Raw genomic sequence first — 14,582 nt, 5'->3', positions numbered from 1 at the left:
GATCGCGCCCGGCGGGTGGCGCGGGAGACCGCCCGGCCGGCCACGACGGGTCCGCGGGTGGCGTACCGCACTCCGGCGGCGGGCCTCTCGCGGGAAACGGCTGGATAGGGTCGCGTAGTGATCGATTTCGCACGGAACGCACGGCTCTGGTTCGCACCCCAGGAGATCCGCCGCGAGGGCGGTACGCCCGACTACCGGTTCTCGCTGGCGAACGAACGCACCTTCCTGGCCTGGCTGCGCACCGCGCTCGCGCTGATCGGCGGCGGCTTCGCCGTGGACCAGTTCCTGCCCGACCTGAGCTGGGGCTGGCGGGTGGGACTCGCGCTCGCGCTGCTCGGGGCGGGCGTGCTGTGCTCCCTGCGCGCGGTCAACCACTGGGTGCGCTGCGAACGGGCGATGCGCCGGGGCGAGGATCTGCCGGTGTCCCGCTTCCCGGCGCTGCTGAGCCTGCTGGTCGCGGTGGTGGCCGTCGCCATGGTCGTCGTCGTGTTCGCCCGGTGGGAGGGGTGAGCGCCCCGGCGGCCCCGGACCGGGACCCGGGGCTGCAGCCGGAACGCACCCGGCTGGCGTGGCGGCGTACGACGCTGGCGAGCACCGTCGCCGCCCTGCTCGCCATGAAGTCGGCCCTGCACGGCGGGCTGTCGCCGACCTCGCTCGCCGTCTGCGCCCTCTGCTGCGCCCTGTGGCTGGGTTTCCTGCTCGTCGCCCACCACCGCATCCGCGTCCTGGCCGGCGCGTCCGCCCCCCAGGCGTTCCCCCCGCGTCACGCCACCGCGGCGGCTCTGCTCACGGTGGCCCTGGCGGTGTGCGGGGCGGCGCTGGTGCTGTAGTCGGACCGGAGTCCGCCGTGGTCCCCGGCCGGTCTTCCGGCCGCCCGGCCCGACCGGTACTTCCGTGCGGACTAATAACCCACGGCTCCCGGCTCGGCCCCCGGCTCCGGCTCCCACTCCACCGTGACCACGATCTTGCCCCGTGTCCGCCCCTCCTGGTTCAGGCGGTGCGCCTCCGCCGCCCGCTCCAGCGGGAACGTGTCGGACACGTGCACCGACACCACGCCCGACTCCACCAGCTCGGTCAGCCGCAGCAGGTCCTCGGAGTCGGGGCGCACGAAGTGGTAGCGGCCCCCGTAGTCGACGACGTCGGGGTCGGCGATCGAGACCAGCCGGCCCTCGGGGGCCAACAGGTTGGCGGAGGTCTTCAGCGTCGCGCCGCCGATGGTGTCGAAGGCCGCGTCCACACCCTCGGGCGCCAGGCCCCGCACCCGCTCGGCCAGCCCCTCGCCGTACGTCACCGGCTCCCCGCCGATGCCCCGGACGAAGTCGTGGTTGGCCTCGCTCGCCGTGCCGATCACCCGGGCGCCCAGATTGCGGGCGAGCTGGACGGCGATCGAACCGACCCCGCCGGCCGCCGCGTGCACGAGTACGGTCTCGCCCCGCCTGACCTGGAGCACCTTGATGAGCACCTGATAGGCGGTGAGCCCCACCAGCGGCAGACCGGCCGCCTCCTCGAAGGAGAGGTTGCGCGGCTTGCGCGCGAGGGTCCGCACCGGCGCGGCCACGTACTCGGCGAAGGTGCCGCGGGAGAGGAAGTCCTCGCGGACGTAGCCGATGACCTCGTCCCCGACGGCGAACTCCGCGACGGCCGCACCGGGTTGCACGACGACCCCCGAGACGTCCCAGCCGGGGACCACCGGGAACACGGCGTCGAGGAGCCCGTCGAGATATCCCTCGCGGCACTTCCAGTCGACGGGGTTCACCGACGCCGCCCGGACCTTCACCAGCACGCTGTCGGGCCCGACCTTCGGGTCGCGCACCTCCCCGTACTCCAGTACCTCGGGTCCGCCGTACCGCTTGTAACTGATGCCCTTCATGCCACCGACCCTCCGGGGTACTCGGACGCCACGCAAGCCGGATGCCCGGATATGCGCCGTTCGCGTGGCAGCCTGTCCGACGTCATCACCCAGTACCCCGAAGGTGAGCACCATGACCACCCTTCACCAGGAACACGACTCCCACCCGCACACCCACGGTCCGCACTGCGGTCACACCGAGGTGCGGCACGGCGACCACGTCGACTACGCGCACGACGGGCACCTGCACCGCGAGCACTCCGGACACTGGGACGAGTGCGAGCCCGGCGGGCACGTCTCGCACGAGAGCCACGAGCACCGCCACGGCGAGGGGTGCGGGCACCCGAGGGTGACGCACGGCGACCACGTCGACTACCTCCACGACGGTCACCGGCACGCCGAGCACGACGGTCACTGGGACGACCACTGACCCGACCGGAACAAACCGGCGACACCGGCCGACAGCTCCCCGCCGCACCACGTGGGGGGCTGTCGGCCTATCGTGGCTCCGATCACGTTCGGCCTCTCCTCTGGACGACATACCGACCGGTCGGCATCATTGGTCGTGTCCCGTTCACGCGACGTGACCCCGTGCACGCACGCGCGGACCGTTCACGCGCCCGCGGACCCGGTCCCGCACACGTAAGGAGAACCATGAGCCCCGATCATCCGCCCGGACTCGATCTGGACAGGCTGCGCGGCCTGCTCGACGGCGAGCGGCCCGGCCTGGTGCACGGCCCCCTGACCGGCCGGCTGATCGAGGGCGGACGGTCGAACCTCACCTACGCGGTCTCCGACGGCACCTCGAAATGGGTCGTACGGCGACCGCCGCTCGGTCACGTCCTGGCCACCGCGCACGACATGAAGCGCGAGTACCGGGTGATCAGCGCACTGCACCCGACGAACGTGCCGGTGCCGCGCCCCGTGCTGCTGTGCGAGGACGAAGAGGTGCTCGGATCCCCCTTCTACGTCATGGAGTACGTGGAGGGCACGCCGTACCGCACCGCCGACCAGCTCGCCCCGCTCGGCCCGGAGCGCACCCGGGGGGCCGTGCTGTCCCTGGTGGACACGCTCGTCGAGCTGCACGCGGTGGATCCTGCCGAGGTCGGCCTCGCCGACTTCGGGCGCCCCGAGGGCTTCCTGGACCGGCAGCTGCGGCGCTGGGGCAAGCAGCTGGACGCCTCCCGCAACCGCGAGCTGGCCGGCATCGACGAGCTCCACGCGGCGCTCGGCCGGGAACTGCCCCGCTCCCCCGCGCCGGCCGTGGTGCACGGCGACTACCGGCTCGACAACGTCCTGATCGGCGAGGACGACGGGATCAGGGCGATCCTCGACTGGGAGATGTCGACCCTCGGCGACCCGCTCACCGACCTGGGGCTGCTGGTGATGTACAGCATGCCGCTGGGCACGTCCGACTCCCCCGTCTCGACCACCGCCGAGGCCGCCGGGCACCCGGGTCCCGCGGAGCTGATCGAGCGGTACGCCGCGCGCTCGGGGCGCGACGTCTCCGCGGTCTCCTGGTACACGGCGTTCGCCTGGTTCAAGCTCGCCGTGATCCTCGAGGGCATCCACTACCGCTACACGCTGGGCCAGACGGTCGGGCAGGGCTTCGACCGCATCGGCGACCTGGTCCCCGTCTTCATCGAGCACGGCCTCACCACTCTTCACGAAGGCCTCCAGGAGGGCTGATCGTCATGGACTTCGCGTTCGACGCACGCACCGAAGAGCTGCGCGCAAAGCTCCTCGCCTTCATGGACGAGTACGTCTACCCGGCCGAGCAGGTCGCGCATGAACAGCACGCGCGACTCGCCTCGCCGTGGGACACCCCGGCCGTGGTCGAGGACCTCAAGGCCGAGGCCCGCAGGCAGGGCCTGTGGAACCTCTTCCTGCCCGACACCGAGTACGGCGCGGGCCTCACCAACCTCCAGTACGCCCCGCTCGCCGAGATCACCGGCCGTTCCCCGCACCTGGCGCCCACCGCGACCAACTGCGCGGCGCCCGACACCGGCAACATGGAGGTGCTGGCGCAGTTCGGCGACGAGCGGCAGCGGAAGCAGTGGCTGGAGCCGCTGCTCGCCGGTGAGATCCGCTCGGCGTTCGCGATGACCGAGCCGGAGGTGGCCTCCTCGGACGCCACCAACATCACGACGCACATCGAGCGAGCCTCCGACGGCACGGGCGACTACCTCGTCACGGGTCGCAAGTGGTACATCTCCGGGGCGATGAACCCCGACTGCAAGATCTTCATCGTGATGGGCAAGACGGACCCGGACGGCTCCGACATCCGCCGCCAGCAGTCGATGATCCTGGTCCCGCGCGACACACCGGGTGTCACGGTGGAGCGGGCGATGCAGGTCTTCGGCTACGAGGACCACTCCCACGGTGGTCACGCCGAGGTGGTCTTCGACCACGCGCGCGTGCCGGCCGCGAACCTGATCGGCGAGGAGGGCGGTGGCTTCGCCATCGCCCAGGCCCGCCTAGGCCCGGGCCGCATCCACCACTGCATGCGGCTGATCGGCATGGCGGAGCGGGCGATCGAGCTGATGTGCAGGCGGGCGGTGTCCCGTGACGCCTTCGGCAAGTCGCTGGCCCAGCAGGGTGTGGTGCACAACTGGATCGCGGACGCGCGGGTGGCCGTGGAGCAACTGCGTCTGCTGGTCCTCAAGACGGCCTGGATGATGGACACCGTGGGCAACCGGGGTGCCCACTCGGAGATCCAGGCCATCAAGATCGCCACGCCACGGACGGTCGTCGGCATCATCGACCGGGCCATCCAGCTGCACGGCGCGGGCGGTGTGAGCCAGGACTTCCCCCTGGCCGAACTGTACGCGGGCGCCCGCACGTTGATGATCGCGGACGGGCCGGACGAGGTCCATCAGCGGTCGCTGGCGCGGCGGGAGCTGAAGAAGTACGTGTGACGCACGGGTAAGGGGCGACCGCCTGGGCGGTCGCCCCTTACCCATGTGTGTACGACCCCTGCGACAGCTACGGCCGCAGCGCCCGCAGCAGCAGGTCGGCCAGGTTGTCGGCGACCTCCTGCGGGGTGAGCGGGCCGTCGGGGCGGTACCAGGTCGACAGGTGGTGCACGGAGCCGAAGTGGTAGTCCACCACCAGGTCGGCGGGGATCTCCTTGGTGAAGACGCCCGCCTGCTGGCCCTCCTCGACGAGCGCGCGGAAGCGTTCGTGGTAGCGCCGGCGCTCCGCGCGTACCTGCTTGTTCTTCTCGGGGCTCAGGTGGTGCATCGAGCGGAAGAAGATCGACGCGTCGTCGAGGTTGTCGATCGTCGTGACCACCACGTCGGCCGCCGCGCCCCGCAGCCGCTTCTCGATCGGTTCGTCGGCGTCCGCGAAGGCGTCGAGACGCTCCTGCTGGACGCGCAGCACGCGCGCGTACACCTCGTGCAGGAGGTCGTCCTTGGAGCCGAAGTAGTGGTACAGCGCCCCCTTGGTGACGCCGGCCGCCTCGACGATCTCCTGCACGGAGGTGCGGTCGTAGCCCCGCTCCGCGAAGAGCCGGGTGGCGGCGGCGAGCAGCCGCTGCGGGACGGGCGTACCGTCACCGTCCGTCGTCCTGGGCACTGTGCCGCCACCTGCCTTCCGGGCTGTGTGCTGTTCTTTCCCGCGTGGGTCTACTGACCGTCCCGCGGACGGGAACGAAGTTCCCGCCGGAGGATCTTCCCACTCGCCGTCTTCGGCAAGTCGGGCAGGATCTCCACCTGCCGCGGATATTTGTAGGCGGCCAGTCTCTCCTTGCAGTACGCGGCGAGTGCGTCCGGGTCCGTCTCGACACCCGGCCGGAGGCTGATGTACGCCTTCACGGTCTCCCCGCGGTACCCGTCGGGCACGCCGACGACGGCCGCCTCACGCACCGCCGGATGGGTGTACAGCACGTCCTCGACCTCGCGCGGCCACACCTTGAAGCCGGAGGCGTTGATCATGTCCTTCTTGCGGTCGACGACGTACAGCCAGCCCTGCGGGTCCATGAAGCCGATGTCGCCGGTGCGCAGTTCGCCGTCCGGAAAGGCCTCGGCGGTCGCCTCGGGCCGCCGCCAGTAGCCGGGCACCACCTGCGGTCCGCGGACGACGATCTCGCCCTGCTCGCCGAACGGCACCTCCGCGCCCTGCTCGTCGACGATGCGCACGACCGTCTCGGGCCCCGGGAGGCCGACGGCGAGCGTCCCCGAGACGGGATCGACGGGCGCCTCGAGACCGGGCGGCACGGAGGCGCACGGCGCGGTGCACTCGGTCAGGCCGTAGCCGTTGCGGATGTACGGCCCGAAGCCCGCCCGGAACTTCTCCACCAGCGCGGGCGGCACCGGCGCGCCGCCGGAGGAGATGTTCACGAAGGAGGAGAAGTGGTCCGGGGTCGCGGCCGGCTGGGCGGCCAGCGCCATGAAGGCGGTCGACGGGCCGACCGTGTAGTGCGGCCGGTGCTCGGCGAAGGCGTCGAGCACCACGCCCGGCTCGAAGCGGTACGTCAGGACGAGGGTGCCGGCGCTGTTCAGGCAGGCCCCGAACTGGCAGACCATGCCGGTGATGTGGAACAGGGGCGCCATCGCGTAGTACACGGGCCCGTCGGGCAGGGCGAGCCCGGTCCGCTGCCGCTCGGCGTTGTACATGATGTTGCCGTGCGTGTTGGTGGCGCCCTTGGGCTTGCCGCTGGTGCCCGAGGTGTAGCTGATCAGGGCGATGCCGGCGGGTTCGGGGTCACGGTCCTCGGGCGGCTTGTGGCCCGCTCGGGCGACGGTCGTCAGGTCGTCGGCGTCCTCTGCCCGCTCCGACCGCTCGAAGGTGAGCACGCGCGCGTCGCCGCGGGTCTGGAAGTCCAGCTCGCAGCCGGTCAGCACGATCCGTACGGGCGAGTCCGCCGCCGTATCGCGCAGATACGACTCCCAGGCCCGGTCGGAGCAGATCAGCGCGGCCACGTCGGCGTCCTCCAGGACGTGGCCGACCTCCGCCGACTTGTACATGGGGTTGACCGGGACGACGGTCGCGCCCGCCTTCCAGGCGCCGAGGACGGCCAGCACGAAGTGCGGCGAGTTCTGCAGCAGCACGGCCACCCGGTCGCCGTGCTCCAGGCCGCGGGAGGCGAGGTGACCGGCGACGGAGTCGCTCAGCTCGTCGACCTCGCGGTAGCTCAGGCGGCCGTCGAAGTAGGCGAGGAAGGCGCGGTCCGGGGCCTCGGCGACGGACCTGCGCAGGGCGTGCACCAGCGAGTCGGCGGGGTCGATCGGGTCGCGCTGGGCTTCGTTGAGAAGGTCCACCCAGGGACGGGCGGCGTAGCGGGAGTCGTTCACTGTCCGGCCTCCCACTTCTGCTGGAGGTGGTTCATGCCGGTCAGCCAGCGATCCGGCTCGGCGGCCCGGGCCCGGTAGTACGCGCCGACCTCGGGATGCGGCAGGATCAGGAAGCGGTCCTCCTCGATGCCCTCGAAGAGGGCGTCCGCCACCTCCTCCGGCGTGATCGCGGTCGGCTGCAGGACCAGGTCGCCTGCGCTGCCGGTGGCGGCCAGCATGTCGGTGCGCACGCCCTGCGGACAGATGGCGTGCACCTTGAGCCCGCGGTGGCGGTAGGTCAGCGACAGCCACTCGGCGAAGGCGTACGCGCCGTGCTTGGTCACGCTGTAGGGCGCGGCGCCGATCATGGTGAGCAGTCCGGCGGCGGACACGGTGGAGACGAAGCGGCCGCTGCCGCGCTCCAGCCAGTCGGGGAGCAGCTCGTGGGCCGCGCGGACGTGGGCCATCACGTTGACGTCCCAGGAGGTCGCCCAGGCCCCCTCGTCGCCGAGGTCGGCCACGTCCGGGCCGCCGAAGGCGACGCCCGCGTTGGCGCAGTAGACGTCGATGGTGCCGTCGAGCGCGTCACGGGCGTCGGCGACGATCGCGGAGGCGTCACCCGGGACGGCGGTGCCGCCGATCTCGTCGGCGACCGCCTTGGCCCGGTCGGCGTCCAGGTCGTTCACGACGACCCGGGCGCCGCCGGCCGCGAAGCGGCGGGCCAGCGCGGCTCCGATTCCGCCTCCCGCTCCGGTGACGACCACTCCGGCATCCTGCACGGCTCCCACCATCGGTCTCCTTCGACGCGACTCGGCATTTCAGCGCCAGACTAACCGGTCGGTATGTGCCAGGGGAAGGGTGACTGCAGCACCCTGAGGAGCGCGCAAGAACCGCGCGCCCCAGCCACCGACCGCCCGCCCCCCACCCCTACGGAGGTCATCCCCATGCGCCTGTCACGACGAGGTCTGCTCGCAGCGGCGACGGCGACAGCCGTGTCACCCACCGCCCCGGCGGCCGCGGCCGGGCGCCGCGGGCAGCCGCGCACCGGCTTCGAGCGGCTGGCCGCGGACGGCTACGCCGTGCTCCACGGACAGCGGGTCGGCGTGGTCACCAACCCGACGGGTGTCACCCGGGACGCGCGCCACATCGTCGACGTGATGCACGCCGACGAACGGGTGAACCTGGTCGCCGTCTTCGGCCCCGAGCACGGCTTCCGCGGCACCGCCCAGGCGGGCGGCTCCGAGGGCCGCCACGACGACCCCGCGACCGGTCTGCCCGTGTACGACACGTACCTGAAGAGCGGCCGTCCGCTGGCCGACGTCTTCACCGCGTCCGGCGTGGACACGATCGTCTTCGACATCCAGGACGTCGGCGCGCGGTTCTACACGTACATCTGGACGCTGTACGACTGCATGGAGGCGGCCCAGCTCGCGGGCAAGCGGTTCGTGGTCCTGGACCGGCCGAACCCGGTGACCGGGCGGGCGGCCCTGGGACCGGTGCTGCACAAGGAGTTCGCGACCTTCGTCGGACGGCAGCCGATCGCGCAGGCGCACGGGATGACCGTCGCCGAGCTGGCGCGGCTGTTCAACGGGGAGTTCCTGACCACGCCGGTGCACCTGGACACCGTACTGATGACCGGCTGGCGGCGGTCGGCGTTCTACGAGGCGCAGGGGCTGCCCTGGGTGCCGCCGAGTCCCAACATGCCGACGCCGGACACCGCGCTGGTGTACTCGGGGACCTGCCTCTTCGAGGGGACGAACCTGTCGGAGGGGCGCGGGACGACCCGGCCGTTCGAACTGCTCGGCGCGGCGGGTGTCGACGGACGCTGGGCGGCGGCCGCCAATCAACTCGCGCTGCCGGGCGTGCACTTCAGGGAGGCCTACTTCGCGCCGACCTTCTCCAAGTTCCAGGGCACGACGGTCGGGGGCGTGCAGATCCATGTGCACGACCGGGCCGCCTTCGACCCCGTACGCACCGGTGTCGCCCTCCTGGTGACCGCCAGGAAGGTGTGGAGCGGCTTCGCCTGGCGCTCCGACAACTGGATCGACAAGCTGACGGGCTCGGCGCGGGTGCGCACCGCGATCGACGCCGGGGCGGACACCGACGAGGTGGTGGCGGGCTGGCAGGCGGAGCTCGCGGACTTCCGGAAGGTACGCCGGGAATACCTCCTCTACAGATGACTCGTCCGGATGAGTCATGACGTATGGCCAACCTCGCCCCGTAGCAGGACGATGCGCCCACATCGCACCACTACGGGGGACGAGAGGGCCTGTCATGGCACATCCGGCAATGAGTGTGACTCCTTACTGGGAGCTGACCTTCGACGCGGACGGGGACCCGGACGGAGCGGCGCGGGACCGGCTGCTCGCCCAGGTCAGGCAGCGCGGTGTGCGCGACCTCGTCGTGTTCTCGCACGGCTGGAACAGCGACCGCTCGGGCGCCACCCGGCTCTACAGCCGCTTCTTCGAGCCGTTCCCGGAACTGGCGCCGCGCGCCCGGCTCGGGTACGCGGGGGTGGTGTGGCCGTCGATGCGGTTCTCGGACGAGCCGATCCCGGACTTCCCGCGCTCGGTGGCCGCCGAGACGACCCGGCGGCCGGCCCTCGACAAGGACACCCGGCACGCGCTGCTCGAGACCTTCCCGGGCCGGGCGACCGTGATCGACCAGATCGCCCGGCTGCTGGAGCAGCAGCCGGGCGAGGAGGCCGAACTGGAGGAGTTCGGGCGGCTTGTGCGGATGCTCGTCGACGTCGTACCGCCGGGGCCGCAGGCGCTGTTCGCGGCGGACACGCTGGCGGAGGGGGTGCCGCAGAGCGAGCCCGGGATGTTCTCGGGGTCCACGGCGGCGGCCTGCGAGCAGTTCGCCGGGGCGCTGGCGCGTCTCGCGGCCCGCGAGAACGCGGGCGAGGAGGGCGAGGGCCGGGACGGCGGCTTCCCGGACGGCGGCGTCACGGGCGGCGGCTCATCGGGCGGCGGCTCATCGGGCGGCGGCTCATCGGGCGGTGAGCCTTCGGCGGGCCGCCGGCTCCCCGGTGCGCCGCCCTCCTTCGCGGTGCCCAACCCGTGGGACGGCGCCCATGAGCTGCTGCGCCAGGCCACGTACTACGCGATGAAGCGGCGCGCGGGCACCGTGGGCGAGCGGGGGCTGGGCCGGGTCGTCGGACAGCTCGCGGCGGTGGCCCCGGAGGTGCGGGTGCACCTGGTGGGGCACAGCTTCGGCGGGCGGCTGGTGTCGTTCGCGCTGCGCGGGCTGCCGGAGGGGGTGCGCACGGTGAAGTCGGTGACCCTGCTGCAAGGTGCCTTCTCGCACTACGCGTTCGCGTCCCGGCTGCCGCACGACCCGCGCGCGGGAGGTGTGTTGCAGGGGCAGCAGAACCGCATCGACGGCCCCTTGGTGTGCTGCTACTCCCACTTCGACTCGGCGCTCGGCACGATCTATCCGCTCGCCTCCCGCATGGCGAGCGACGCGGAGGGGGTCGTGGCCTTCGACATCGGCCGGACGCTGGGCGCCAAGTGGGGCGCGATGGGGCACGACGGAGTGCAGGCGGTGCCGGGCACGCGCGCGTGGAAGCTCGCCGACGCGTTGCGGACCACCCTGCCCACCTCGGGGTGCGTGAACATCGACGCGGCCGCCGTGGTCCACCGCGGCGGGTCCCCGTCCGGCGCGCACAGCGACATCGTGCACCGCGAACTGGCGCAGGTGGTGGTGGCGGCGGGCCGCATCGGCTGACCCGCCGCCTCCACCGGTCACCGGTCGGTGGTCACCGGTCACCTTCACCTCCCGCCCGTCACCGGTGGGAGGTGAACTCCACGATCTGCTGGAACGTGGGCCGGTTCTGCCAGCTGATGTTGGAGTGCTTGATGCCGCCGAGCGTCCGCTGGACGATCGAGTCGGCACACCACTGGTCGCCCGCCGAGCACAGGTCGTCGCCGGGGTAGACCTGGGCGGCGGTCTTGCCCGCTGCCTCCTTCAGGGAGCTGATGAGCAGGTCACGGCAGGCGGTGAGGCTGCCGCCGCCGCAGTACTTCCGCGCCAGCGGGCCCTGCACCGTCTCGCCGAGCACGGACCGGATGTCCTTGTCGACATAGCTCCACCAGCCGTACTGGAAGGAGCTTCCGGCGTGCGCGCCGGTCGGACCGTGGGCGGCCGACGGTGTCTCGTCGACGGGCAGGTTGGCACCGAAGGCGCTGTACAGGTCGCTGCCGAGGCCCGGTTCGAACTCGGCCTTCACCAGCAGCGGCCACCACGCGTCCAGCAGTCGGACGGCGTCGGCGTTGGCGTAGGTCTTGGAACCGGCCGACGTCTCCGTGCGCTTGGCGCCCGCCGACACCCAGGCCGACAGCTTGCTGACGGCCGCCGCCGCGGTGGAGTCCGTCACCGTCGAGCTGTTGACCACCTTGAGGAGGTCCGGCAGCACGTCCTCGGCCCGCAGGTCCGCGAGCGCCGCGTCCGCCATCGCCTTGGTCAGCGCGGATCTGGTGACCCCACCCGCGGCGGCCAGCTTCTTCACCCGGTCCTCGAGGAGGTTTCCGCGGTGCACGGACCCGTCACCCCAGGAAGCGGTCGTGTAGTCCTTGGCCTGCTTGTTGTTCCAGGAGATGTAGTAGTCCTGGTCGACCGAGTTGGGGTGGGCGGACGCCGGCGTGTAGTCGGCGGTGTTGGTCGTCGGGTTCCAGTTCCGCCACTCGTAGGCCGCCTGCGCCCACACCGGGAACTCGGCGTCGACACCACTCGCCCGCACCGGGTTGTCGCCGCTGTTGTAGTAGGCGGTGTGCGTCGAGTCGGCGTAGAACCAGTTGAAGGTGTAGTTGATGTGCTGCACCGCCGCCTGGAAGGTCTGCGGGCTCTTCACGTAGTCCGGGTCGTTGAGCATCTGGAAGCCGATGATCGAGTCGGCCTCGTGCAGGAAGGACGAGCGCAGGGTCGTGTAGGCGACCTTCTTGCCGCCGACGGTCGCCCGGTACTCGACGGGACCGTACTTCGTACGCCACACCTTCATCGTGTACGAACCCGCCGCGGTCCCGTCGGCCGTGGTGGGCGTCCAGGCGTTCTTCTGCTGGACCTGCTCCATGGCCGTGCAGGTGCCGTGGTAGAGGTAGTGGTTGTCGTCCTGGCACAGTTCGACGGCGTACGAGTCGATGATGTCCTGGCCGGAGGTCGTGGCGCTCCACGCGTAGTCCTGGCCGCGGCCGAGCTCGACGTACATGCTCAGCCCCGCGAAGGAGGCCCCGCGGGCGCTCAGGCCCGGGCCCTGGATCTCCTGCAGCATGAGCAGTTGCGGTGCGAAGTAGCCGGTCTGCGGGCCGAAGACGGCGATCGGGTGGCCACTCGCCGTGGCCTTTCCGCTGACCACCAGGGCGTTGGACATCCCGCGTCTGGCCGAGCTCACGGCGGTGGTGGCCGCCGTGCTGGACGCGCCGGTCGCGCTCGCGGTCGCCGCGCTGCCCGTACGGTCGTAGACCAGTTGCTCCTGGGTGACGGAGCCCGCGTCGGGCAGCGCCTCGCCCTGCGGGGTGTCGGGCCTGGAGGCGTAGGGGAAGCTCTCGCCGTTGTGCAGGGTGACGGCGGCCTCGGGGTCGTTGCGCTCGCGGAACGACTCCCAGACCTTGGTTCCCTCGGCGACGCCGTACTTGGACTGGGCGGCGAGCAGGGAGAGCGCGTTGTTGACCTCGCCGCCGCCGCCGGAGCCGAAGAGCGAGCCGATGACGGAGGCCAGCGCGACCAGGTCGGTGGTCTTGAAGTGGTCGATCGTGCCGGCGTTGGTGACGGAGTCCTTGTGGCCGGTCAGGACGTACTCACCGGGGAAGTACCGGCCGCTGTCGGAGGCGTCGATGTAGGAGTTGATGCCGGCCACGTAGGCGTTGACGTCGGCGAGGGCCTGCTGGCCGCGGGTGCCGGCGGCGGCGACGGCGTTGTCGATCTGGGCCTGGAGGTCGGCCTCCGTGTAGGGGGCGTTGCGCCAGAACTCCTGCTCCAGGCCCTGGTTGGAGGCGGCGCCGCCCGCGAAGGAGGTCACCTGGCCGCGGCCGACGTGCCGGAACACGTCCATCAGCCACAGCCGGTCCTCAGCCGCCGCATACCCGGCACCGAACTCCGTGCCGTATCTGGTGGTACCGGTGATGTGCGGCACACCCGTCTTCTTGTCGCGGACGATCGTCACGTCACTGCGGCCGGCCGGTTTCTCGGAGGAGGCGTCGTTGAAGAAGGTGTTGATCTTGGCGTCGGTGAGGGTGGAGGAGCCCTTGGCCAGGTTGGCGTAGGGACCGAGCTGGTCGTCGGCGTGGGCGGGCTGGGTGCCGAAGGCCTGGTTGAGGAGGACCTGGGCGAGGGTGGCGTTGCCGTTCTCGCCGGGCGGCAGGATGTCGGAGCACTGTCCGCCGCAGTAGTCGTTGGACGCCGTCGCCTCGGCGGCGACCGCCGCTTGGGAAAGCGGGGACAAAAGACCGGCAATCAGGACGCATATGGAAGCGGTCTTCAGGAACCCGGGGAGTCCGTGGGGAGTTCTCAGTCTGTCGAGAAGGGTGCTGCCGGGGGTACGCCGAGGCATGGGTGCTCCTACCGACGGGGGGTGGGACTGGACGTTACCGCCGGTATCCCCGCGATTGAAGATGAACATGCGTCACTTTTTGGAGTCGGTACGGCGACTTATGGAGGGCATCGGAAAACGGATGGAGCCAAATCGCTTGTCGATACGTCTATTCGGCGAAGTCCGTACGACGACACCGAAGTGACCGAAGTACAGGTGCAGGTGTGACGGAGGTGCAGGACGATGGCCGGTTTCCGGAGTCTGGCGAGACAGGTGCGAGATCCGCGCAGCGATCTTGCGCTGCGGCGCTACTCACTGCGCAAGTGCCTTGAGCGGTTCGCGCCTTACGGGCACAGGGCGACCTGGGACCATTTGTGCTCCCGGGCGGGGTTCGGCCCCGAGGACCGCTCCCCCGATCCAGCGCGGCTCGTGGCCGCGTTGGACGAACTGGAGGAAGCGCGTTCGGTGTGGCTGGCCTACGAGGTCGAGTTCGCCGAGCGGCGCAAGAAGGAGAAGTACGACGGGTTGCGCAGGCCGGGCAGTGTCGACGACTGGCACCGTCTGACCTGGGGCGGCTTCGGGGTCGCGTGGTGCGACGACCCACGGGTCCACCCCCGTGAACCGCTCGGGGAGGTGCTGCGCCGGCTGACCTCCGCACTGGAGCGGGACCCGGGCGCGGAGTGCCCGGTGTGCGGCGGGGAGCGCCTCGCCTGGAAGTACGAACTGGACCACGAACCATCGACGGGTCCGGTCTGCACGGCCTGCGGAATTCTCGTACCGCGGCCCGTGCTCACGCCCGAGGCCCTGGCGGACGCCAGGCACGGGAGGCTGCTGGTGTCGGCCTGAGCGCGACGGGGGTGCGCCGGGGATGCCGCACCCCCTGTTTTTGAACTTCCTGGACTTCCACAACGTCTCGGATTCCGTCGCGCCA

At 71.2% G+C, this 14,582-nt stretch carries 13 protein-coding genes; 8 read left to right on the top strand and 5 right to left on the bottom strand.

Annotation, left to right across the window (positions count from 1 at the left end; genetic code table 11):
• Window positions 1-117: 117 nt before the first annotated feature.
• Window positions 118-510, top strand: a complete 393-nt coding sequence (locus OG985_RS35990; protein WP_371672557.1) for a YidH family protein — start codon at window positions 118-120, stop codon at window positions 508-510.
• Window positions 507-830, top strand: coding sequence for a DUF202 domain-containing protein (locus OG985_RS35985; RefSeq protein WP_371672556.1), 324 nt, complete (start codon window positions 507-509; stop codon window positions 828-830). The genes OG985_RS35990 and OG985_RS35985 overlap by 4 nt, the downstream gene beginning before the upstream one ends.
• 71 nt (window positions 831-901) lie before the next feature.
• Here OG985_RS35985 and OG985_RS35980 read toward each other — a convergent pair whose 3' ends face one another.
• Window positions 902-1,870 carry an NADP-dependent oxidoreductase gene (locus OG985_RS35980; RefSeq protein ID WP_371672555.1) on the bottom strand — a complete coding sequence of 323 codons (969 nt, stop codon included), beginning with the start codon at window positions 1,868-1,870 and terminating at the stop codon, window positions 902-904.
• 112 nt (window positions 1,871-1,982) lie between these two features.
• On the opposite strand from OG985_RS35980, the gene OG985_RS35975 reads away from it, so the two are divergent.
• From OG985_RS35975 to OG985_RS35965, 3 genes are all read left to right on the top strand, one after another.
• Entirely contained in the window at window positions 1,983-2,279 is a 297-nt protein-coding gene (locus tag OG985_RS35975) for a hypothetical protein (RefSeq protein WP_371672554.1), read from the top strand.
• Between the two features lie 224 nt (window positions 2,280-2,503).
• The gene (locus OG985_RS35970) at window positions 2,504-3,538 is read left to right on the top strand and encodes a phosphotransferase family protein (RefSeq protein WP_371672553.1); all 1,035 of its coding nucleotides are present in this window, start codon (window positions 2,504-2,506) and stop codon (window positions 3,536-3,538) included.
• A gap of 5 nt (window positions 3,539-3,543) precedes the next feature.
• Window positions 3,544-4,767 (top strand): acyl-CoA dehydrogenase family protein, encoded by a 1,224-nt coding sequence (locus tag OG985_RS35965; protein WP_371672552.1) that lies wholly within the window; start codon window positions 3,544-3,546, stop codon window positions 4,765-4,767.
• Window positions 4,768-4,834: 67 nt separating this feature from the next.
• Here OG985_RS35965 and OG985_RS35960 read toward each other — a convergent pair whose 3' ends face one another.
• The 3 genes from OG985_RS35960 to OG985_RS35950 are packed head-to-tail and all read right to left on the bottom strand — an operon-like array spanning window position 4,835 to window position 7,916.
• Window positions 4,835-5,428 carry a TetR/AcrR family transcriptional regulator gene (locus tag OG985_RS35960; RefSeq protein WP_371672551.1) on the bottom strand — a complete coding sequence of 198 codons (594 nt, stop codon included), beginning with the start codon at window positions 5,426-5,428 and terminating at the stop codon, window positions 4,835-4,837.
• Between the two features lie 50 nt (window positions 5,429-5,478).
• Window positions 5,479-7,146, bottom strand: a complete 1,668-nt coding sequence (locus OG985_RS35955; RefSeq protein WP_371672550.1) for a class I adenylate-forming enzyme family protein — start codon at window positions 7,144-7,146, stop codon at window positions 5,479-5,481.
• Window positions 7,143-7,916, bottom strand: coding sequence for an SDR family oxidoreductase (locus OG985_RS35950; protein WP_371672549.1), 774 nt, complete (start codon window positions 7,914-7,916; stop codon window positions 7,143-7,145). The genes OG985_RS35955 and OG985_RS35950 overlap by 4 nt, the downstream gene beginning before the upstream one ends.
• Window positions 7,917-8,069: 153 nt before the next feature.
• Between OG985_RS35950 and OG985_RS35945 the strand changes: the two genes are divergently transcribed.
• Both OG985_RS35945 and OG985_RS35940 read left to right on the top strand, forming a co-directional pair.
• Window positions 8,070-9,305, top strand: a complete 1,236-nt coding sequence (locus OG985_RS35945) for an exo-beta-N-acetylmuramidase NamZ domain-containing protein (RefSeq protein WP_371672548.1) — start codon at window positions 8,070-8,072, stop codon at window positions 9,303-9,305.
• Window positions 9,306-9,399: 94 nt separating this feature from the next.
• Window positions 9,400-10,854 carry a serine-threonine protein kinase gene (locus OG985_RS35940; RefSeq protein WP_371672547.1) on the top strand — a complete coding sequence of 485 codons (1,455 nt, stop codon included), beginning with the start codon at window positions 9,400-9,402 and terminating at the stop codon, window positions 10,852-10,854.
• A 58-nt stretch (window positions 10,855-10,912) separates the two neighbouring features.
• Here the strand turns inward: OG985_RS35940 and OG985_RS35935 are convergent, their stop codons facing one another.
• Window positions 10,913-13,672, bottom strand: coding sequence for a penicillin acylase family protein (locus OG985_RS35935; protein ID WP_371672546.1), 2,760 nt, complete (start codon window positions 13,670-13,672; stop codon window positions 10,913-10,915).
• A 222-nt stretch (window positions 13,673-13,894) separates the two neighbouring features.
• On the opposite strand from OG985_RS35935, the gene OG985_RS35930 reads away from it, so the two are divergent.
• Window positions 13,895-14,497, top strand: coding sequence for a hypothetical protein (locus OG985_RS35930; RefSeq protein ID WP_371672545.1), 603 nt, complete (start codon window positions 13,895-13,897; stop codon window positions 14,495-14,497).
• Window positions 14,498-14,582: the final 85 nt, after the last annotated feature.

It is taken from the genome of Streptomyces sp. NBC_00289 (assembly GCF_041435115.1).
Taxonomy (GTDB): Bacteria; Actinomycetota; Actinomycetes; order Streptomycetales; family Streptomycetaceae; genus Streptomyces.
The sequence above is the reverse complement of the archived record's forward strand: the minus strand, read 5'-3'. Positions and strand labels throughout refer to the sequence as shown.

Bases quoted from the DNA above. Each gene is read 5' to 3' on its own strand.
- OG985_RS35980 (WP_371672555.1), bottom strand. From the start codon at position 1,870: ATGAAGGGCATCAGTTACAAGCGGTACGGCGGACCCGAGGTACTGGAG.
- OG985_RS35975 (WP_371672554.1), top strand. From the start codon at position 1,983: ATGACCACCCTTCACCAGGAACACGACTCCCACCCGCACACCCACGGT.
- OG985_RS35970 (WP_371672553.1), top strand. From the start codon at position 2,504: ATGAGCCCCGATCATCCGCCCGGACTCGATCTGGACAGGCTGCGCGGC.
- OG985_RS35965 (WP_371672552.1), top strand. From the start codon at position 3,544: ATGGACTTCGCGTTCGACGCACGCACCGAAGAGCTGCGCGCAAAGCTC.
- OG985_RS35950 (WP_371672549.1), bottom strand. From the start codon at position 7,916: ATGGTGGGAGCCGTGCAGGATGCCGGAGTGGTCGTCACCGGAGCGGGA.
- OG985_RS35945 (WP_371672548.1), top strand. From the start codon at position 8,070: ATGCGCCTGTCACGACGAGGTCTGCTCGCAGCGGCGACGGCGACAGCC.
- OG985_RS35940 (WP_371672547.1), top strand. From the start codon at position 9,400: ATGGCACATCCGGCAATGAGTGTGACTCCTTACTGGGAGCTGACCTTC.
- OG985_RS35935 (WP_371672546.1), bottom strand. From the start codon at position 13,672: ATGCCTCGGCGTACCCCCGGCAGCACCCTTCTCGACAGACTGAGAACT.
- OG985_RS35930 (WP_371672545.1), top strand. From the start codon at position 13,895: ATGGCCGGTTTCCGGAGTCTGGCGAGACAGGTGCGAGATCCGCGCAGC.